The sequence below is a fragment of the Nocardioides taihuensis genome (assembly GCF_042657275.1).
GTDB classification, from domain to species: domain Bacteria; phylum Actinomycetota; class Actinomycetes; order Propionibacteriales; family Nocardioidaceae; genus Nocardioides; species Nocardioides taihuensis.
Genome location: NZ_JBHSKD010000012.1, coordinates 53,866 through 73,897, shown reverse-complemented (window position 1 = coordinate 73,897; position 20,032 = coordinate 53,866). Strand labels below are relative to the sequence as shown.

Here is a 20,032-nt window from a genome sequence, read left to right as displayed (position 1 = left end):
GTGCGCGTCCCCACCAGCACCTACCGGGTGCAGGTCACGGCCGAGCAGGACCTGTTCGCCGTCGCCCGGCTGCTGCCCTACCTGCACGAACTCGGCGTCGACTGGGTCTACCTCTCACCGATCCTGGAGGCCGAGCCCGGCAGCGACCACGGCTACGACGTCGTCGCGCACGACCGGGTCGACGCCGCCCGCGGCGGGGCCGCCGGGCTGGCCGCCGTGTCGGAGGAGGCCCGCCGCCTCGGCATGGGCGTGGTCGTCGACATCGTGCCCAACCACGTCGGCGTGGCCGTGCCTGAGCACAACGCGTGGTGGTGGGACCTGCTCGCCCACGGGCCGGAGTCGGCGTACGCCGAGGCCTTCGACGTCGACTGGGAGGCCGGCGACGGCAAGGTGCGGCTGCCCGTGCTCGGCGACGGCGGCCTCGACGACCTCGCGATCGCGCTGCCGGACAGTCCCTACGTCGAGCCGGTGCACTGGCGGGTCGCCGACCACGGCCTGAACTGGCGGCGGTTCTTCGCGATCAACACGCTCGCGGGGGTGCGGGTCGAGGAGCCGCGGGTGTTCGAGGCGACGCACGTCGAGGTGCGGCGGTGGTTCGACGAGGGTCTCGTCGACGGCCTGCGGATCGACCACCCCGACGGCCTGCGCGACCCGCGGGGCTACCTCGACGACCTGGCCGCGCTGACCGGCGGGGCGTGGGTGGTCGTCGAGAAGATCCTCGAGCCCGGCGAGGAGCTGCCGGCGTCGTGGGCGACCGCCGGCACCACCGGGTACGACGCGCTGGCCTCGATCGACCGCGTGCTCACCGACTCCGAGGGCGTGGCGCGGCTGCCGCACGCCGACGTCGACTGGCACGCACTGGTGCACGACCTCAAGCGTGCCGCCGCCGACGGCGTGCTGGGGTCGGAGGTGAGACGCGTGGTCCGCGAGCTGCCGCTCGACGCCAACGACGACGGCGACGAGCTCGTCGACGCGGTGGCAGAGCTGCTCGCCTGCTTCCCGGTCTACCGCTCCTACCTCCCCGAGGGGCGCGAGCACCTCGACGCCGCGTTCACTGCCGCGCGCGCGAGCCGGCCCGACCTCGCCGCGTCGTACGACCTGATCGAGCCGGTGCTCGCCGACCCGGAGCAGCCCGCGGCGCTGCGGTTCCAGCAGACGAGCGGCGCGGTGATGGCCAAGGGGGTCGAGGACGCCGCGTTCTACCGCTACCCGCGGCTGACCTCGCTCACCGAGGTGGGCGGCGACCCCTCGGTGGGCTCGGTCTCGGTGGGCGGCTTCCACGAGGCGATGGCGGTGCGGCAGGCGACCCACCCGCACGCGATGACCACGCTGACCACCCACGACACCAAGCGCAGCGAGGACGTCCGCGCGCGGATCACCGTGCTCGCCGAGCTGCCCGCGGTGTGGGCGGCGACGCTCGCGGAGCTGCAGTCGCTGGCGCCGCTCCCCGACGCTGGGTTCGCTGACCTGCTGTGGCAGGCGGCCGTCGGCGCGTGGCCCCTGTCGCGCGAGCGGCTGCACACCTACGCCGAGAAGGCGATGCGCGAGGCCGGTGACCGCACCACATGGACCGACCCCGACGAGGCCTACGAGGCCGCGGTGCACGCCGCGGTCGATGCGGCGTACGACGACGCGCGGGTGCGCGGCGTGCTGGAGACGGCCGTCGAGCGGGCTGCCGGACCCGGCTGGGTGAACGCGCTGTCCGCGAAGCTGCTGTCGATCACGGTGCCGGGCGTGCCCGACGTCTACCAGGGCAGCGAACTGTGGGAGCAGAGCCTGGTCGACCCCGACAACCGGCGGCCGGTGGAGTTCGCGCTGCGGGGGCTGATGCTGGTCGCCGACGACCGGTCGCCGCTCAGTTCCGGCACCGACGACCCCGGGGCCGCCAAGCTGCGGGTCGTGTCGTCGTCGCTCCGCCTGCGGCGCGACCGGCCGGAGCTGTTCACGTCGTACGCGCCGGTCGACGCGCGCGGGCACGCGGCCGACCACGTGCTCGCCTTCGACCGCGGCGGCGCGATCACGGTCGCGACCCGGCTGCCCGTCGGGCTGGCCTCGCGCGGCGGCTGGGGCGACACCGAGCTCGACCTCCCGCCCGGCGACTGGCACGACGTCGTCGCCGACCGGCCCGCGTCGGCACGCGTGGGCGACCTGCTCGACGGGTACCCCGTGGCCCTGCTGGTGAGGAGGGACGCGTGATCCGGGCGACGCGGGGCCGCTTCGACGTCTGGGCTCCCCGGGCGTCGCGGCTGTCCCTGTCGGTGGCCGGTGAGACCGTGCCGATGACGGCCGGGGACGACGGGTGGTGGACGCCCGCGGAGCCCGTGCCGGAGGGGGAGGTCGACTACGGCTACCTGATCGACGACGCGGACACGCCCCGGCCCGACCCGCGGTCGCGGCGTCAGCCGGCGGGCGTGCACGAGCGCTCGCGAACCTTCGACCCCCACGCCTTCTCCTGGACCGACCAGCGCTGGACCGGCCGCCAGCTCGCGGGATCGGTCGTCTACGAGCTGCACGTTGGCACGTTCACCCCCGAGGGCACCTTCGACGCCGCGCTCGAGCGGCTCGACCACCTCGTCGAGCTCGGTGTCGACCTCGTCGAGGTGATGCCGGTGAACGCCTTCAACGGCACCCGGAACTGGGGCTACGACGGCGTGCTGTGGTTCGCCGTGCACGAGGGGTACGGCGGGCCGGCGGGCTACCAGCGCTTCGTCGACGGCTGCCACGCGCGCGGGATCGGCGTGGTCCAGGACGTCGTGCACAACCACCTCGGGCCGTCGGGGAACTACCTGCCGCTCTACGCGCCGTACCTCAAGGAGGGCCGCAACACCTGGGGCGACCTGCTCAACCTCGACGGCGAGGGCTCGGCCGAGGTGCGCCGCTACGTGCTCGACAACGTGCGGATGTGGTTCGAGGACTACCACGTCGACGGGCTGCGGCTCGACGCCGTGCACGCCCTGGTCGACGAGTCGCCGGTGCACCTGCTCGAGGAGATGGCGGTCGAGGTGGCCGCGCTGTCTGCGCACCTGCGCCGGCCCCTGACGCTGATCGCGGAGTCCGACCTCAACGACCCGCGGCTGGTGACGCCGCGCGAGGCGGGCGGCTACGGGGTCGACGCCCAGTGGAGCGACGACTTCCACCACGCGGTGCACGTGGCGCTGACCGGTGAGACCAGCGGCTACTACGCCGACTTCGAGCCGCTGGAGGCGCTGGCGAAGGTGTGCGAGCGCGGGTTCTTCCACGACGGCACCTGGTCGTCGTTCCGCGAGCGCGACCACGGCGTCCCGATCGACACGGCGACCATGCCCACGTGGCGGCTCGTGGTCTCAAACCAGAACCACGACCAGGTCGGCAACCGGGCCGCCGGCGACCGCCTCACGGAGGCTCTCGACGAGCACCAGCTCGGCTGCGCCGCCCTGCTGACGCTGACGGGGCCGTTCACGCCGATGCTGTTCCAGGGTGAGGAGTGGGCCGCGTCGGCGCCGTTCCAGTTCTTCACCAGCCACCCCGAGCCCGAGCTGGCCCTCGCCACCGCGGAGGGACGGGTGCAGGAGTTCGCGAAGATGGGCTGGGACCCCGCGGCCGTGCCCGACCCCCAGGACCCCGCGACCTACGAGCGTTCCCGGCTCGACTGGTCGGAGCGCGAGCAGGGCGTCCACGCGCGGCTGCTCGCGCGCTACCGCCAGCTGGTCGCGCTGCGTCGCAGCCTGCCCGAGCTCACCGACCCGTCGTTCGGGTCGACGTCGTGCCGGGTCGAGGGCGGGCTGTTCACGATGCGGCGCGGCAACCTGCTCGTCGCCGTGAACACCGGCGACTCCCCGGCCGACGTCGCCGGCCGCAGCGAGCTGCTCTTCAGCACCGGGGACGGCGTGGCCCTGACCACCCAGGGGCTGCACCTCCCACCCCACGCCGGCGCCCTCACCCGCTGACACCCGAACCGTCACTCAGATCCACCGAGCCGTCACTTCGGTCGCGAGCGAACCGCCCCCACTGACGGTTCGAATGATCTGAGTGACGGTTCGACCTACTGCATGTTGTTGAGGTCGATGGTGTCCTCGTCCGCCGGCGCCTCGATCTCGAGGTCGGCGTCGAAGTCGGAGAAGGTGATGGTGCCGGGCTCGTCGCCCTGGGTGACCTGCATCTTCAGGATGTGGTGCGGGTCGTCGGTCGCGATCCAGGCCTTGACCGGGTCGCCGCTGTCCGAGGTCGAGTTCACGATGACGGTGTCCTGACCGTCGACCTCCTCGGTCTCGCCCTCGGTGCTGGTGTCGGACTCGGGACCGTCGCCGATGTCCTTCAGGAGGGTGTCGAGGTCGCAGAACGAGGTGAAGCTCTCGTCGCCGGGGGGCAGCACGACCCACTTGTCGCCGACGACCTGCATGATCTGGTCGGCCTGGTCGGGGGCGTTGGCCTCCCAGAACGCCTGGTCGGGCTTGAACCACGCCTGGCCGCCCTGCTGCACGATCTCCGCGGTGCCGTCACCCAGGCCGATGCTGCCCTGGCAGTCACCGTCGGTGTTGAGCGCGAGGTCGATGCTGACGTCCTGGCCGTTGCTGGTCAGGGCTCCCTGCATGCGCAGCGACGACAGGTCCTGCATGTCGGCGCCCGCCGCCTTCACGATGTCGGCCGCCGACTCCTCGGCGAAGTCGTTGCCCCCGCAACCGCTCAGCAGGGCGATCGCGCCCGCCCCCACGGCCAGCATCCGGTACCTGCCCACGATGCGTCTCCTCTCGACGTCCGGAGCATCAGACCACACCGGTGCTCAGGTCGCGGAGACGACCTCGTCGACCCATGTCGGGACCAGCTCGCCGGCCGGCCCGCGGCGGGCCTCGTCGAAGTCCGGGGAGACGCCGCTGCTCACCAGGTTGAGCTCGAGGGTGCGCGCCCCCGCCCGGGCCGCCAGCTGCACGAAGGCCGCGGCGGGGTAGACGACGCCGGAGGTGCCGATCGCGACGAACAGGTCGGCGGAGCGGAGCAGCTCCACGATGCGGTCCATCTCGTAGGGCACCTCGCCGAACCACACCACGTCGGGCCGCAGGGCGCGCAGGCCGCAGCCGGGGCAGGGCGGCTGGTGCCCCAGCCCCTCCAGCCACCGCACCCGGCGCCGGCAGGCCCGGCAGAGCGCCGAGCGCAGCTCGCCGTGCATGTGCAGCACCCGCTGCGAGCCGGCGCGCTCGTGGAGGTCGTCGACGTTCTGCGTGACCACCGTCAGCGCGTCGCCGAGGTGCTGCTCGAGCCGGGCCAGGCCGTGGTGGGCCGGGTTGGGCTCCACCGCGGCGAGCGCCTCGCGGCGCGCGTCGTAGAACCGGTGCACGACGTCCGGCGCGGCGTCGTACGCCTCGGGGGTGGCGACGTCCTCGACCCGGTGCCCCTCCCAGAGGCCGTCGGCGTCACGGAACGTCGGGACGCCGCTCTCCGCGGACACGCCCGCACCGGTGAGGACGACCACCCGCACGTCAGCTCGTCTCCTGGAAGTCGAAGTTGATCATCAGCCCGTCGACCTCGGTGACCTCGGCCTCGACCTCGCGGCCCGATGCGGGCGGCGTGTACGTGCAGGTCGTCCGGCTCCCCTCGACGCCCTGCAGCTCGCCCGCGCACTCGATGGTATCCACCTGGAATCCGCTGCCCAGCGACTTCCTGATCGCCTCCGCGACGTCGGCCGCGGAGAGGTACGGCGTGGAGGTGAAGCGGACGTCGGTGCCGTCCACCCGGTCCACCACGACGTGCACGCGCGCGACGTCCGCGCCGACCTGCACGGCACAGTCCTGGGTGGCGTCGACCTCCGACTCGAGGTCCCCGTCGCAGCTCGCCGTCACGCCCTCGCCCGACGCCCCGGGCGTGTAGCGCCCGGCGACCTCCTGCTCGAGCTCCGACTGCGAGACCGCGGCCACCGACGAGAACATGCTGCGCCCCCAGACGAGCACGACCAGCGCGGCCAGCAGCACGGTCAGCACGACGGCGATGAGCGGGGCGCGGCTGCGCACGCGGACCTCCGGGGTCGGGGGCGGGTCGCGTCCAGTATCCCGCCCGCCAGGTCAAGAGCTCAGTAGTACCAGGGGAACGGCGACCAGTCGGGCTCCCGCTTCTCGAGGAACTGGTCGCGACCCTCCTGCGCCTCGTCGGTCATGTAGGCCAGGCGGGTGGTCTCGCCGGCGAAGAGCTGCTGGCCGACCAGGCCGTCGTCGATGAGGTTGAAGGAGTACTTGAGCATCCGCTGCGCCGTCGGCGACTTGCCGTTGACCAGGCGCCCCCACTCGAGGCCGACCTTCTCGAGGTCGGCGTGCGGCACTGCGCGGTTGACGGTGCCCATCCGCACGCCCTCCTCCGCGGAGTACTCCTGGCCGAGGAAGAAGATCTCGCGGGCGATCTTCTGGCCGACCTGGCGGGCGAGGTACGCCGACCCGAAGCCGCCGTCGAAGGAGCCGACGTCGGCGTCGGTCTGCTTGAAGGCCGCGTGCTCGGCGCTGGCCAGGGTCAGGTCGCAGACCACGTGGAGGCTGTGGCCGCCGCCGGCCGCCCAGCCGGGCACCAGACAGATCACGACCTTGGGCATGAACCGGATCAGCCGCTGGCACTCCAGGATGTGCAACCGCCCGAGGCGCGCCTTGTCCACGGTCTCGGCGGTCTCGCCCTCCGCGTACTGGTAGCCGGCTCGGCCGCGGATCCGCTGGTCACCGCCGGTGCAGAACGAGTGCTTGCCGTTCTTCGGCGACGGGCCGTTGCCGGTGAGCAGCACGCAGCCGACGTCGCTGGAGGTGCGGGCGTGCTCGAGCACGCGCAGCAGCTCGTCGACGGTGTGCGGGCGGAAGGCGTTGAGCACGTCGGGCCGGTCGAAGGCGATCCGCACGGTGCCGTGGGCGCGCGCCCGGTGATAGGTGAGGTCGGTGAGGTCCTCGAAACCAGGCACCTCCTGCCAGGCCTCGGGGTCGAAGGTGTCGGACACGCCGGGGATCGCGCTCATGGCCCGCACGCTATCGCCGGCCGGAATCTCCCCGGGCCGTCGGGTGTTGGGACGGTCATGACGCTCGTCGGAGAGTACGAACCCAGCCCGTCGCAGTGGGTGCGCGACCAGGTCGAGGAGTACGAGGCCTCGGGCGGGACCCGCGCCAACGTGCTGCGCGGCAACCCGGACTGGCCCATCGTCGTGATCACCTCGCGCGGCGCCCGCTCGGGCAAGCTGCGCAAGAACCCGGTCATGCGCGTCGAGCACGACGGCGTGTACGCCGCGGTGGCCTCCAAGGGCGGCGCTCCGGAGCACCCGGAGTGGTACCACAACTTCGTCGCCGACCCCCACGTCCTCCTGCAGGACGGCCCCGAGCCGCAGGAGTACGTCGCGCGGATCGTCGAGGGCGAGGAGCGGGCGGTGTGGTGGGAGCGGGCGGTCGCCCAGTTCGCGCCGTACGCCGAGTACCAGCAGAACACCGACCGCGAGATCCCGGTCTTCGTCCTCGAGCGCGTCTGAGACCAGACATCCACGCTGACCCGCCGTTGGTTGACGGCGGGTCAGCGTGTTCGGGGCCCATGATGTGCCCGTGAGCACCTCCGAGCCGGCCGCCCTGCCCGCGGCGCTGGCCGAACCGACCGAGCACCCGCCCGCGCGATGGGTGGCGGCGCTGACCCTGGCCAGCATCGGCCTGTGGGCGGGCTTCTTCGGCCCGATCCAGGTGCTGCTCGCCCAGCAGGCGGAGTCGATCGACCCCGACGCCAAGAAGGAGATCCTCTCCCTCGTCCTCGGCCTCGGCGCGCTGGTCTCGACGATCTGCAACCCGGTCTTCGGCGCCTTCTCCGACCGCACCACGCTGCGGGCCGGGCGACGCCTCCCGTGGATCGTCGGTGGAGCGCTCGGCGGCGCGGTCGCACTGGCCGTGCTCTCCACCGCCACCAGCGTGTGGCTGATGGCACTGGGCTGGTGCGGCGTGCAGGCCGCGCTCAACGCGATGCTCGCCGCGGTCACCGCCACCGTGCCCGACCAGGTGCCGGTCGACCGGCGCGGCCGGGTCGGCGGCATCCTGGCCGTCGCCCAGACCCTCGGCGTGGTGGGCGGCACCGCCATCGCGTCGATCACCGGCAGCATCGCCGTCGGCTACCTGACCACCGCGGTCGTGCTGGTTGTGCTCACCGTCCCCTACGCGCTCGACTCGCGCGACATCCCGCTGCCGAAGGCAGCGCGCGAGCCGTTCGACGTACGCCGGTTCGCCCAGTCGTTCTGGGTCTCCCCGCGCAGCTACCCCGACTTCGCCTGGGCGTGGGGCACGCGGTTCCTGGTCAACCTCGGCAACGCCCTCGGCCTGCTCTACCTCCTCTACTTCCTCCAGGACGTCGTCGGCTCGGGCAAGGAGGCGGCCGAGGACCGGGTGTTCGTGCTCACCGCGATCTACGCCGTCACGCTGGTCCTGACCGCCGTGGTCTTCGGGATCTGGAGCGACCGGATCGGACGCCGCAAGGTGTTCGTGATCTGGTCGGGCGTCGTCGCCGGCGTGGCCGCGCTGATGCTCGGCGTCGGCCAGAACTGGGGCACCGCCCTGGCCGCGGCCGCGGTGATGGGCTGCGGGTTCGGCATCTACACCTCGGTCGACTTCGCGATGATCACCCAGGTGCTGCCCGGCGCCGCCGACCGCGCCAAGGACCTCGGCGTCATCAACATCGCCAACGCGCTGCCCCAGGTGTTCGCGCCCGTGCTGGCCACGATCATCCTCAACATCGTGGAGGCCGGCGGCGGCACCGTGGAGACCGGCGGCGACGGCTTCTCGGTCGGCTACTTCTGGCTGTACGCCGTGGCCTTCGCGGTCAGCATCCTCGGCTCGGTCTTCGTCACCCGTATCCGCAGCGTCCCCTGACGCTGACCCGCCGTTAGTTAACGGCGGGTCAGCGCAAATTCGGTCGACAGGGTGTGGATGACCGGGGAGGGTCAGCGGGTGACGAGCAGCGACCTGTGGGACGAGGACGACGCCGAGCGGTACGACGAGGCGGTGCCGGAGATGTTCGCGCCGGAGGTGCTCCGGCCGACGGTGGACCTGCTGGCCGACCTGGCCGGGGACGGCGCCGCGCTGGAGCTGGCGATCGGCACCGGCCGCGTCGCCGTACCCCTGGCGGAGCGCGGGGTGCCGGTGAGCGGCATCGAGCTCTCCGCGCCGATGGTGGCCAGGCTCCGCGAGAAGGTCGGCGAGGCGACGATCCCGGTGGCCGTCGGCGACATGGCGGCGACCCGGGTCGGGGGGGCCGGTGGGTTCGCGCTCGTCTACCTGGTCTTCAACACCATCGGGAACCTGCGCACCCAGGACGAGCAGGTCGCGACCTTCGCGAACGCCGCGCTGCACCTCGCCCCGGGTGGCCGGTTCGTGATCGAGGTCGAGGTCCCGCCGCTGCGCCGCTTCCCGCCCGGGCAGACCGCCGTGCCCTTCGACGTCAGCGACCGCCACGTCGGCTTCGACACCTTCGACCTCGCCACCCAGGACGCCGTCTCCCACCACTACACGCGCGAGGCCGATGGCCGGATGCGGTACGGCGCGCACCACTTCCGCTACGTGTGGCCCTCCGAGCTCGACCTGATGGCGCGGCTGGCCGGCATGGAGCTCGAGGCGCGGTACGCCGACTGGCACCGCGCGCCGTTCACCGGGGACAGCGAGCAGCACGTCTCGGTCTGGAGGCTCCCGGCCGCCTGAGCTCCGCGCCGCCTGCCACGGCTATCGTGAGCCGGCGTGACCCACTCCTACGACGTGGCCGTCATCGGCGCCGGAGCGATGGGCTCGGCCGCGGCCCGTGCCCTCGCGAGGTCCGGGCGCGAGGTGCTCGTGCTGGAGCAGCTCGGGCTCGGGCACGACCGGGGCGGATCCCACGGCAGGACCCGCATCTTCCGGGTCGGCACGGAGCAGACCCACTACCTCGAGATGGCGCAGCAGGCGCGGTCGCTCTGGGGCGAGCTCGAGTCCGAGCTGGACACGCGACTGCTGACCGTGACGGGAGCGGTCGAGCACGGTCTCGGCGCCGGGGTGATCGCCGACTTCTCCGGCCTGCTCACCGAGCACCGGGTCGACCACCTGGTCCTCGACCCGGGAGAGGCCACCACCCGGTGGCCCGGCATGCGTTTCGAGGGCCCGGTGCTCCTCCAGCCCGGTGGCGCGGTCATCCACGCCGACCGTGTGGTGGCCGGCCTCCAGCGGCTGGCCCGCGACGCCGGTGCGACGTTCCGCACGGGGGTCCGGGTCGAACAGGTCACGGTGGACAGCGACGGTGACGGCGTCGGCCTGCGCGCCGGCGACGAGACGATCCGGGCGCGCCGACTGGTGGTGACCGCCGGCCCGTGGACGGCGTCCCTGCTCGCCGGCGTGCTGACGATGCCGGCGATCACCGCGACCCAGGAACAGCCCCGGCTGTTCGAGCCGCGCGACCCGGCCCACGCGTGGCCGTGCTTCGTGCACTGGCGGCACGAGACGGGCGAGTGGGGCCGGATCGAGAGCTACGGCCTCCTCGAGGACGGCACGGTCAAGGTCGGGCTCCATGCCGGTGGCGTGGTGGTCGACCCCGACCACCGCGACTTCCTCCCGGAACCGCGTCGCGACGAGGTCCTGCGGTCCTACGTCCGGGACTGGTTCCCCGGCCTCGACGCCGACCGCTCCACAGCGATCAGCTGCGTCTACGACAACACCGACAACGGCGACTTCGTCATCGACCGGGTCGGACCGGTCACCGTCGCCGCCGGCTTCAACGGCGAGGGCTTCAAGTTCGTCCCGTGGGTCGGTGAGCTGGTGCGCGACCTGGTGCTCGGCGTGGCCGAGCCCCCTGCGATCTTCACCCTGGCCCGACACCGCTCCGCGCGCTGACCCGCCGTCAACCAACGGCGGGTCAGCGTCAGGTTGTCCACAGGCGGGGTGTCAGGCGGGCTCGACGACCTCGGCGGTGACCTTCGGAGCGCGGTGGATGGAGCGCGCCAGCTGGGTGAGGTGGCCGAGCCGGGCCAGCTCGGAGTCGAGGAACTCGGGGCCGCCGTGCCGGCCGAGCACCACGATCTCCTCCTCGTCGACACGCGTCGCGCACAGCAGCGTCACGTCGTCGTCGGAGTGCAGCCGCGCGGTGCCGGCGAGGTCGGCCCACGAGACGTGGTCGGGGGCCGCGTCGGTGCGGTGCCGCACGCGACCGTCGCTGCTGACCCGGGCGCCCCAGTCGGAGCGGAAGACCGCCGGCAGCAGGTCGACCAGCCGGTCCATCGCGTGCTCGGGGTGGGCCGTCAGGTCCTCGACGGCCTCGAGGTCGAGGAAGACGTTGCCGCCCGCGGCGTAGCGGCTGATCCACAGCACGCGCACGCCGTCGAGCTCGGTGCACGCCGACACGATCGAGTCGGGCATCGTGCCGCCCACGAGCTCGAGCAGCACGTCGTCGACGGCGGTGCCGTCGCCGGACTTCTCGATGATCTCGATCGCCTCGATGTCGCCGCCCGCCTCACCGATCGCGCTCGCCAGCCGTCCCAGCGAACCGGGGACGTCGGGCAGCTCCACGCGGAGGAGGAAGGACATGCGCCCACGGTAGCCAACACCGCGCTCGCGGCCCGGGAATCGTTCCAGCAGCCGGTCAGGTCGCGCGGGCGGCGCGCAGCCGCTGCACCAACCCGGTCGCGCGGCGGGCGTCGGTGGCGACCGCGGCCCGCACGGCCTCCTCGGACCCGACCACGCGCACCTGCTCCTGGGCGCGGGTGACGCCGGTGTAGAAGAGCTCGCGGGTCAGCAGCCGCGACCCCGCCTCGGGCAGCAGCACCGTGACCCGCCGGGCCTGGCTGCCCTGGCTCTTGTGGATGGTCATCGCGTGCATGGTCTCCACGGCGTCGAGCCGCCCCGGCGCGAAGCTGCGCAGGCCGCGCGACCCGGCGATCCATGCGCGCAACCGGCCGTCGTCGCCGAGCACGACCGCGCCGGTCTCGCCGTTGTAGACCTCGAGCGCGTAGTCGTTGGTGGTCACCAGCAGCGGCCGACCGACGTACCAGGGCGAGCGGAGGTCGAGGCCGAGCTCCTCGCCCAGCCAGGCCTCGACCTGCCGGTTCCAGTGGCGTACGCCGTGGGGTCCCTCGCGGTGGGCACAGAGCAGGCGGTGCTCGTCGAGCGCCGCCACGGCAGCAGCGGCATCTCCGACCTCGGCCGCCCGGCGGACCGCGAGCGCCGAGGCGACCGTGTCGGCGCGCAGAGCGCCCGCGGCGTCGTCGGTCTCGATGAACTCGATCTGGGTCGACGGTGCCCGCAGCCGGGCCAGCACCGCGTCGGCGTCGCCGAGACGGAGGGCCTCGGCGAGCTCGCGGAGGTCGCCGGTGGCGCGGAAGTTCTCGCTGAGCGAGGCGACCGGGCTCGCGGGGTCCCCCTCGAAACCGGCCACCAGGTCGGAGAGCACCGCCCCGGCGCCGACCGAGGTGAGCTGGCGCGGGTCGCCGACCAGCACCAGCCGCGACTGCGGCCGCACGGCCTCGAGCAGCCGGGCCATCATCGTCAGCTCGACCATCGAGGACTCGTCGAGGACCACGACGTCGTACTTGAGCCGGTTGGTGCGGTCGTGGCGGAAGCGCGTGGCGTTGTCGGCCCGCCAGCCAAGCAGCCGGTGGAGGGTCATCGCCTCGGGCCGGCCGACCCGGCGGCGGTCGTCGTCGGTGAGTGCGGCGAGCTCGGTCTCGACCGCCTCCTGCAGCCGGGCCGCGGCCTTGCCGGTCGGGGCGCTCAGCGCGACCGACAGCCGCGAGCCGCGGCGGTCGGCCTGGTCGGCCAGGAGCGCCAGCATCCGCGCGACGGTGGTGGTCTTGCCGGTGCCGGGACCTCCGGTGATGACGGTCGTCCACTGCCGGACCGCGGCGACGGCGGCGTCGCGCTGCTCGTCGCTCAGGTGGCCGCGACTGATCCGCTCCACGGCCGCCGAGAGCGCGGGCCCGTCCACCCGCGGCGGCGCCTGGTCGGCCCGCGCCAGCAGGTCGGCGCAGACCTGCTGCTCGAGGCGGTGGTAGCGGTCGAGGTAGAGCAGCCCGTGCTCGACCCGCACCGCACCGGCCGCGACGAGGGGGGAGGCGGCCACGGCGGCCTGCCACGCCGCGGGCTCGGGCCACGCCAGCTCCGGTGCCACCTCGGCCACCGAGGCGAGGTCGACGGCGACCGAGCCGTGCCGCACGGCACGCACGGCGAGCGCCACGGCCAGCAGCACCGACGGGTCGCTCTCGTCGCCGAGGTCGCCGACCCGCCGGGCCACGTGGACGTCGGAGGCCTCGAGCACGCCGGCGCGGTTGAGGTCGCCGAGCAGGCCGGTGGCGCCGGCCACGAGCCGCCAGTCGTGGTCGCCGACGGGTTCGAACAGGGTGGTGGTCACGCCGGCACCCTCCCGTCGAGCAGGTCGGACAGCTCCTCGACCAGGGCCACCGGTGGCCGCCAGGCGAAGACACCGCAGGGCTCGCCGTCGACCAGCGGGGTCCGCGGGCCGCACATGCCGCGCAGGTAGAGGTAGAGCACGCCGCCGAGGTGGGTCGCCGGGTCGTAGCCCGGCTGGCGCCAGCGCAGGAAGCGGTGGAGCACGGTCGCGTAGAGCAGCGCCTGGAGCGGGTAGTCGGAGTGGCCCATCGCGGCGTCGAGCGCCGCCGGCCGGTAGGCGTGCGCGGTCAGCGGCTCGTCGCGCGGGCCCAGCCAGTTGGTCTTGTAGTCGACGATCACGTAGCGCGGACCGGGCAGCCGCAGCACCACGTCGACCGAGCCTGTCAGGTAGCCGCGCAGCGGCTGGCCACCGAGCACCGGGTGCGCGAGCTGGTCGACGTAGCCACGGACGGGGTCGCCCTCGGGCAGGTGCCGGCGCAGCAGCGGCGCGAGGTCGCCCAGGGTCACCTCGGCGGCGGCGCCCCGGGCGAGGTCACCGCCGGCCAGCGGGAGCTCGAACTCGAGCTCGCGCAGCCGGTCGCGCAGCGGCACCTCGCGCAACGTGGTCGGGGCGACGCTGCCGAGCGGGGAGTCGCAGACCGCGACCAGCGCGTCGACGAGCGCGTCGGGGCCGCCCTCACCGAGGTCGACCGGCCACCGCACGAGCTGCTCGTCGACGTGGGCGCGCAGCTCGGCGGCGAGGTCGGGGGCGTCGGGGTCGGCGTGCTCGAGCACCGCGTGCACGAGGGAGCCGAACGTCGCGCCCACCGGCAGCCCCGCCATCGGCGAGGGCACCTCCGCCGCCGGACCCGTCGGCTCGGGCAGCACGGCGACCTCGGCGACCTCCTCGTCGTCGCGGGCGACGACCTCGGGCTCGCTGCCGACGCCACCCGTCACGACGGGCAGGTCGACCGCCGTCAGCGAGGAGTAGGACGTGCGCCGCCACGCGGTGTCGACCTGGCGGTCGAAGGTGCGGACGGCGAGCGTCGGCTGCGGCGGCCGCGGCGGCTCGTCGCCGGGGTCGGCCGGTACGGCGGGCTCGGGCACGGGACCTCCGGCGGCGTGCCAGCGCTCCAGGAACGCGGCCACGTCGTCGTCGCTGTCGACGGCGAACTCCGCGGGCACCTCGGCCAGCCCCGGCCGACGGCCGACGAGCAGCCGCTGCAGCGGGGAGGCCGGGGTGTTGCGGGTCGGCGCCCACCACGCCACCACCTGCGAGCGGGCGCGGGTCACCGCGACGTAGAGCAGCCGCAGCCACTCGCCGGCCTCCTCGGCCTGCCAGCGCGCGACGTGGTCGGCCCACCCCGGCGCGCCCGGTCCGCCGACGGCGACGCAGCGCCGGCCCTCGGCGTCGTGGAAGAGCGGCATCGAGGGCTTCGGGACGTTGCGGTCGGCGAGCGCGGGCACGTAGACGACGGGGTACTCCAGCCCCTTGCTGGCGTGGATGGTCACCAGCTGCACGGCCGCGGCGTCGGAGTCGAGGCGGCGGGTGCGCTCGGTGCCGCGACCGTCGGCGGCCTCGGCGACCTGGCCGCGCAGCCAGGCCAGCAGGGAGACCAGTCCGAGCCGCTCGGTGAGGGCCACCTCGTGCAGCGCCTCGCCGATGTGACGCAGGTCGGTCAGCAGCCGCTCGCCCGACACCCGGGCCAGGACCCGCGAGGCGAGCCCGGCCTCGGTGGCCGCCTCGAGCACCGCCGCGACGCCGCGCCGGGTGAAGACGTCGGCCCACTGCCGCAGCCGGTCGGCCACCCCGTCGGTCAGGTCGTCGCCCCCCGCGGCGAGCTCGGCCGCGGAGTGCCCGACGAAGCAGGTCAGCGCCGCGGTGCGCGCGCGGGTGCTGCGGTGCGGCTGCTCGAGGGCCTCGAGCAGCTCGAGCCACTCGCGCGCCGCCGGGGTGGCGAAGACGCTGCCACCCCCCGCGATGACGGCCGGCACCCCCGCCTCGAGCAGCGCGGCCCGGGCCATGGCCAGGTCGGCGTGCCGGTAGGCGATCACCGCGACGTCACGCGGCTCGAGCGGCCGCCCCTCGAACTGCGCCCCCGAGGCGAGCAGGGCTCGGACGTCGTGCGCCAGGTCGCGGGCCACGTGCGGCCGCACGAGGTTGACCAGCAGCGGCGCGTTGCCGCGGCGCCCGAGGTGCTCGCGGCGTACGACGCGCAGCCGGAACGGCGCGTCGTGCGGGGCCCCGGACAGCCGCGAGTCCTGGTGGTGCGCCTCGACGTCGTGGACGACGATCCGGGGGTCCCCGAGCTCGGCGCCGGCGAGCACGGTCTGCAGCGAGGCGAGCAGGTCGGCGTCGCTGCGCCAGTTCACGCCGAGCGTCTGCTGGGTGGTGGCGGTGGCCGCGGCCTCGAGGTAGGTGGCGACGTCACCGCCGCGGAAGGCGTAGATGGCCTGCTTGGGGTCGCCGATCAGCACCATCGTGGCGTGGCCGGAGAACGCCCGGTCGAGCACGTGCCACTGCACGGGGTCGGTGTCCTGGAACTCGTCGACGAGCACGATCCGCCAGCGCTGCCGCATCCGCGCGCGGGCGGGGGCATCGGCGTCCTCGAGCGCGTCGGCGAGCTGGCTGAGCAGGTCGTCGTAGGAGAGGATGCCGAGCCGCCGCTTGCGGCGCTCCATCTCCTCGCGCACCTTGCCGGCGAAGGCCACCCGCCGGCCGGCCGGCGTGTCGGGCGGGGCGTCGGCCGGCTCGATGCGGGCCTGCGGGTCGCCGACCACGGTGCGCGCGATCGACATCGCCTCGGCGAACGAGAAGACCGGATCGCCCTCGGCCCACGCGAAGGCGCGCAGGTAGAGGTCGTCGACCACCTCGACGAGCAGGTCGTCGAGGTCCTCGACCAGGCGGGCCCGGGAGTCGGTGTCGCCGGCGACACCGAGGCTGTCGAGCACCATCGAGCAGAACTGGTGGGTGGTCGCGATCGTGGCGCCGTCGAAGCCGGCGAGCGCCTCGGTCACCCGGCGGTGCCGCAGCGCGCGCTCGTCGGCGTCCGCGTCGAGGAGCAGGTCGATCAGGGACGACGGCTCGACCGCGGGCAGCGACGGGTCGTCGGCGAGGGCCCGCTCGGCCTCGACCAGCTGGGCCCGCACCCGCTCACGCAGCTCCTGGCTGGCGGCACGGCCGAAGGTGACCACCAGCATCTCCTCGAGCCGGCACACCCCCTCGGCGACGTAGCGGGTGACCAGCGCACCGATGGTCCAGGTCTTGCCGGTGCCGGCGCTGGCCTCGAGCAGCGTGGTGCCGGTGGGCAGCGGTCCGCAGACGTCGAACGGGGCGGGACGCGGGGTCGCGGGGGTCGGGGTCACAGCGCGGCCACCCGCTCCCCGCCGGTCAGCAGCGGCTCCCAGATCCGCCACGCGTGGGCCGCGAGGCCGGCGTCGAGCAGCACCGAGACCGGCGCACCCTCGCCCCACACCCGCACGTGGGCGGGGTCGGCGTCCTCGCCCTGGATGCCGAAGGAATTGTTGGCGTCGGTGCGCCACGCCTTCTCCGCGGCCTGCGCCGGAGGCCGGTCGTTGCCCATCAGCTCGAGCGCGTGCGCCTCGGCCCAGGCCTGCGCGGTCAGCAGGGGGGCGGCGAGCGGGGCGCGGAGCCCCTCGTCGCGCAGGTCGCACAGGTCGCGCAGCCAGTCGACGGCCCGGTGGTCGAGCGGCCCGGCCAGCGCCCGCTTGGGCCCGGCGCGGTCGCGGCCGACCGCGTGGGCGGTCCACGACTCGTCGGGCAGGGCGGCGCTCAGGGCCAGCAGGTCGACCCACGAGAGCAGCCGCTGCCGGGGCTTGAGCCGCGAGTAGCCCAGCGAGACGATCCGGCTGCCGTGCACGCCGCCGACGGTGCCGGTCAGCCGCCGGCCGTCACCGAGGTCGACGTCGACGTCGATGCTGCGCGGCGTGCCGGCCCGGAGCTCGGCGGTGCGCGTGAAGAGGCGCTGCGACTCCTCGACGACGCGGGTCAGGGCGCGCGTGCCGAGCCCGCCGGGCGGCAACGTACCGCGCAGCTGCTCGGCCACCATCACCGCGGTCGGGTCCTGGCCGGCCAGCACCTCGCGCAACAGGCGGTCGCCGACCTCCCACACCTCGAGCGCGTCGAGGTCGACCGGGATCGCGTCGCTGACCTCCTCGGCGGCGAGCGGGGACCCGACGTCGAGGCGCTGGCGCAGGAAGGTGCGCACCGGGTGGGTGAGGAACGCCTTGAGGTCGGCCAGCGAGACGTCGTCGCTGGCCCGGGCGGGCAGCGGCCCGGGCAGGAACGGCGGGCGCTCGCAGCGCTCGCCCGCCGCGGCCTCGGCGGCAGCCAGCGCGGCGCGGTCGAAGCTGAAGGGCTCGTCGCCGACCAGCCCGCCGGGCTCGAGGTTGCGGGCGTCGTACGGCTGGAGCGGGTGGCGCACCAGCACCCGGTCGCGCACCGGCGCGGAGGTCGTGCGGTCGGCGGCGTCGAGGATCTCCCCCAGCGGTACGGCGGGCGGCCGGGTCGCCCCGGTGTGCTCGTTGGCGCCGGTGTAGGTGATCACCAGCGTCTCGTCGGCGGCGAGCAGCGCGTCGAGCAGCAGCTGGCGGTCCTCGCTGCGTGCGTCGCGCTCGCCGGTCAGCGGGCGGCGCGCGAGGACGTCGTCGCCGTCGGTGCCGGCGGCGCGCGGGAAGAGCCCGTCGTCGAGGCCGACCAGGCACACGACCCGGTGGGGCACCGAGCGCATCGGCACCATCGTGCAGACCGTGAGCGTGCCGGTGCGGAAGTTGGCGCGGGTCGGGCGGCCCGCGAGGCGCGAGTCGAGCAGCGCCCGTACGTCGGGCAGCCGGAGCGCGACGGTTCCGTCGCCGCCCGCGGAATCGACCGCCCGCGCGAGCTCGCGCTCGAGCTGCGGCAGCTGCCAGGCGTCGTCGGGCGGCACCTCGGTGAGGCCGTGCACGCCCTCGCGGAGCGCCGTCATCCAGTCGCCGACGGTCGCGGCGCCGGCCAGCGCGGTGAGGGTGGTCTCGAGGCGGTGGAGCAGCTCGGCGAGTCGGCCGGCGAGCTCGATGTCGCCGCTGGCGACGTCGTCGAGCGGCAGCCCGCGGCCGAGGTGGTGGTGGTCGTCGCCGCTCATCGCGACGCCGAGCAGCACCCGGTCGAGTCCGGTGCGCCAGGTGTTGTGGGGGAAGCCCCCCATCTCGAACGCCGCGCGCTGACCCTCGGTGACGCCCCAGCGGATGCCGGCCTCGCCGACCCAGGCCGTGGCCCGGGCGAGGTCGTCGTCGCTGAGGTGGAAGCGCGCCCGCACCGGCTCCGCGGCCGCCAGGTCGAGCACCTCGCTCGCCGTCCCCCGGCCGCCCGCCAGCGTGACCAGCGAGGAGGCGACGGCGAGCAGCGGGTTGGTGCTGGTGAGGGCCCGGTCGGCCAGCCGGACCCGCAGCCGGTGTGCCGGGTGGCCGCCGCCGGCCACGCCCTCGACCACGTCGGCGAGGCCGAACCCGGCCGAGACCAGCGGTGCGTAGGTCTCGATGTCGGGGCACATGACGAGGATGTCGCGCGGCTCGAGCGTGGGGTCGTCGTCGAGCAGGCCGACCAGCACCTCGCGCAGCACGTCGACCTGCCGGGCCGGGCCGTGGCAGGCGTGCACCTGGAGCGACCGGTCGCCGGGCGCCACCTGCCGGCCCGCACGGGTCGCCGCGTCGGGTGCGGCGTTGGCGCGCAGGTCGGCCTGGAGCCAGCCCAGGAGGGTCGCCCGCGGCTCGCCGCCCGTCGTGACCAGGTCTCCGGGGACGCCGTGCAGCGACCGGGCGAGCTCGCGGGCGTCGCGGCCGAGCGAGGCGAGCAGGGGGTGCCCGACCCGCTGGGCGGAGGGGTCGGTGTCGCGGGGCACCGGGCCCTCGAGGTCGGCCAGCGCGTCCCAGAGGGCGGGCGAGGGCTGCGGCAGCCAGACGTGCACGTCGCGGCCCCCGCCCAGCGCCCGGAGCAGCTCGACCTCGGTCGCGGGCAGCCGGGTGTGCCCGAAGAGCGACAGCCGGGCCGGCAGCTCGAGCCCCTCGCCGCCGGCGCGGAGCCGGGCCACGGTCTCGGCGTGCCGCACGTCGGGCGGCGGTTCGCCGACGCGGTCGAGGAGGCGACGCCAGAGCTCGGCCTGCCAGCGCAGGTCGTCGTCGAGCTCGCCGCCGGCTCCGTCGCCGTCGCGTCGCTCGCGCCAGTCGGTGACGAGCCCCGGCCGCTGCACGGCGTACGACGCGTAGAGGCCGGCCAGCCTCCGCGCGACCGACCAGCGGCGGCTCTGGCGCAGCAGGGCCTCCTCGCCCTCGAGCCCGTGCCCGAGGTGGCGGGCGAGGGCGGCGCACCAGGGCTCGTCGAGCGAGGCGTCGACAACCTCGAGGAGCGCCCAGACGAGGCGGTCGGGGTCCCACGCGTCGTCGCGCTCGCGGCCGAGCAGGAGCGAGACCAGCGAGCGCGGACTGAGGAACCGCACCCCCGCGCACACGCCGTCGCCGCCGGCCGGGCCGGTGCCGAGTCGGTGGGAGAGCCGCTGGGTGAGCCAGCGCTCGACGCCCTTGGCCGGCACCACCACGACCTCCTCGGCGAAGGGGTCGTCGAGGGGCTCCGCGAGCAGCTCGCCGAGGGCGTCGGCGAGCTGGTCGGTCCGCGGTGCACGGTGGAGCCGGAGGGTCACCGGGGCAGCATCGCACGCAGGTCCGACAGGTCCCGG

The 20,032-nt window shown here is 74.5% G+C and carries 14 protein-coding genes; 6 read left to right on the top strand and 8 right to left on the bottom strand.

Annotated elements, in window-relative coordinates:
• The gene (gene treY, locus ACFPGP_RS12820) at positions 1-2,196 is read left to right on the top strand and encodes a malto-oligosyltrehalose synthase (RefSeq protein WP_378590692.1); all 2,196 of its coding nucleotides are present in this window, start codon (positions 1-3) and stop codon (positions 2,194-2,196) included.
• Positions 2,193-3,926, top strand: coding sequence for a malto-oligosyltrehalose trehalohydrolase (gene treZ / locus ACFPGP_RS12815; protein WP_378590690.1), 1,734 nt, complete (start codon positions 2,193-2,195; stop codon positions 3,924-3,926). Before treY ends, treZ begins: the two co-directional genes overlap by 4 nt.
• Before the next feature lie 95 nt (positions 3,927-4,021).
• Here treZ and ACFPGP_RS12810 read toward each other — a convergent pair whose 3' ends face one another.
• Genes ACFPGP_RS12810 through ACFPGP_RS12795 form a run of 4 tightly spaced genes read right to left on the bottom strand, consistent with a single transcriptional unit; the run spans position 4,022 to position 6,958 of the window.
• Positions 4,022-4,714 (bottom strand): LolA-like protein, encoded by a 693-nt coding sequence (locus ACFPGP_RS12810; RefSeq protein ID WP_378590688.1) that lies wholly within the window; start codon positions 4,712-4,714, stop codon positions 4,022-4,024.
• A gap of 45 nt (positions 4,715-4,759) precedes the next feature.
• Positions 4,760-5,452 carry an NAD-dependent deacylase gene (locus ACFPGP_RS12805; RefSeq protein WP_378590686.1) on the bottom strand — a complete coding sequence of 231 codons (693 nt, stop codon included), beginning with the start codon at positions 5,450-5,452 and terminating at the stop codon, positions 4,760-4,762.
• A 1-nt stretch (position 5,453) separates the two neighbouring features.
• On the bottom strand, positions 5,454-5,981 hold the full coding sequence (locus ACFPGP_RS12800; protein WP_378590684.1) for a DUF4333 domain-containing protein: 528 nt from the start codon (positions 5,979-5,981) through the stop codon (positions 5,454-5,456).
• A gap of 59 nt (positions 5,982-6,040) precedes the next feature.
• Complete coding sequence (locus ACFPGP_RS12795) at positions 6,041-6,958, bottom strand: 1,4-dihydroxy-2-naphthoyl-CoA synthase (protein WP_378590682.1); 918 nt, start codon at positions 6,956-6,958, stop codon at positions 6,041-6,043.
• Positions 6,959-7,015: 57 nt separating this feature from the next.
• Between ACFPGP_RS12795 and ACFPGP_RS12790 the strand changes: the two genes are divergently transcribed.
• The 4 genes from ACFPGP_RS12790 (at position 7,016) to ACFPGP_RS12775 (ending at position 10,817) form a co-directional block, all read left to right on the top strand.
• Positions 7,016-7,459 carry a nitroreductase family deazaflavin-dependent oxidoreductase gene (locus ACFPGP_RS12790; protein WP_378590680.1) on the top strand — a complete coding sequence of 148 codons (444 nt, stop codon included), beginning with the start codon at positions 7,016-7,018 and terminating at the stop codon, positions 7,457-7,459.
• Between the two features lie 70 nt (positions 7,460-7,529).
• Positions 7,530-8,834: an MFS transporter gene (locus ACFPGP_RS12785; protein WP_378590678.1), complete on the top strand. Its 1,305-nt coding sequence runs from the start codon at positions 7,530-7,532 to the stop codon at positions 8,832-8,834.
• A 78-nt stretch (positions 8,835-8,912) separates the two neighbouring features.
• Positions 8,913-9,659, top strand: coding sequence for a class I SAM-dependent DNA methyltransferase (locus tag ACFPGP_RS12780; RefSeq protein ID WP_378590676.1), 747 nt, complete (start codon positions 8,913-8,915; stop codon positions 9,657-9,659).
• A gap of 36 nt (positions 9,660-9,695) precedes the next feature.
• Positions 9,696-10,817 carry an FAD-dependent oxidoreductase gene (locus ACFPGP_RS12775; protein WP_378590674.1) on the top strand — a complete coding sequence of 374 codons (1,122 nt, stop codon included), beginning with the start codon at positions 9,696-9,698 and terminating at the stop codon, positions 10,815-10,817.
• Between the two features lie 51 nt (positions 10,818-10,868).
• On the opposite strand, the gene ACFPGP_RS12770 is transcribed toward ACFPGP_RS12775, so the two are convergent.
• From ACFPGP_RS12770 to recC, 4 genes are read right to left on the bottom strand one after another with little or no spacing between them, the layout of a single operon-like run.
• On the bottom strand, positions 10,869-11,507 hold the full coding sequence (locus tag ACFPGP_RS12770; protein WP_378590672.1) for an ACT domain-containing protein: 639 nt from the start codon (positions 11,505-11,507) through the stop codon (positions 10,869-10,871).
• 55 nt (positions 11,508-11,562) lie between these two features.
• Positions 11,563-13,326, bottom strand: a complete 1,764-nt coding sequence (gene recD, locus ACFPGP_RS12765; protein ID WP_378590670.1) for an exodeoxyribonuclease V subunit alpha — start codon at positions 13,324-13,326, stop codon at positions 11,563-11,565.
• A complete protein-coding gene (locus ACFPGP_RS12760) occupies positions 13,323-16,670 on the bottom strand; it encodes a UvrD-helicase domain-containing protein (protein WP_378590668.1) in 3,348 nt (1,115 codons plus the stop codon). Before ACFPGP_RS12760 ends, recD begins: the two co-directional genes overlap by 4 nt.
• Positions 16,667-19,996, bottom strand: a complete 3,330-nt coding sequence (recC, locus tag ACFPGP_RS12755) for an exodeoxyribonuclease V subunit gamma (protein ID WP_378590666.1) — start codon at positions 19,994-19,996, stop codon at positions 16,667-16,669. Before recC ends, ACFPGP_RS12760 begins: the two co-directional genes overlap by 4 nt.
• Positions 19,997-20,032: the final 36 nt, after the last annotated feature.

Bases quoted from the DNA above. Each gene is read 5' to 3' on its own strand.
- ACFPGP_RS12795 (WP_378590682.1), bottom strand. From the start codon at position 6,958: ATGAGCGCGATCCCCGGCGTGTCCGACACCTTCGACCCCGAGGCCTGG.
- ACFPGP_RS12770 (WP_378590672.1), bottom strand. From the start codon at position 11,507: ATGTCCTTCCTCCTCCGCGTGGAGCTGCCCGACGTCCCCGGTTCGCTG.
- ACFPGP_RS12790 (WP_378590680.1), top strand. From the start codon at position 7,016: ATGACGCTCGTCGGAGAGTACGAACCCAGCCCGTCGCAGTGGGTGCGC.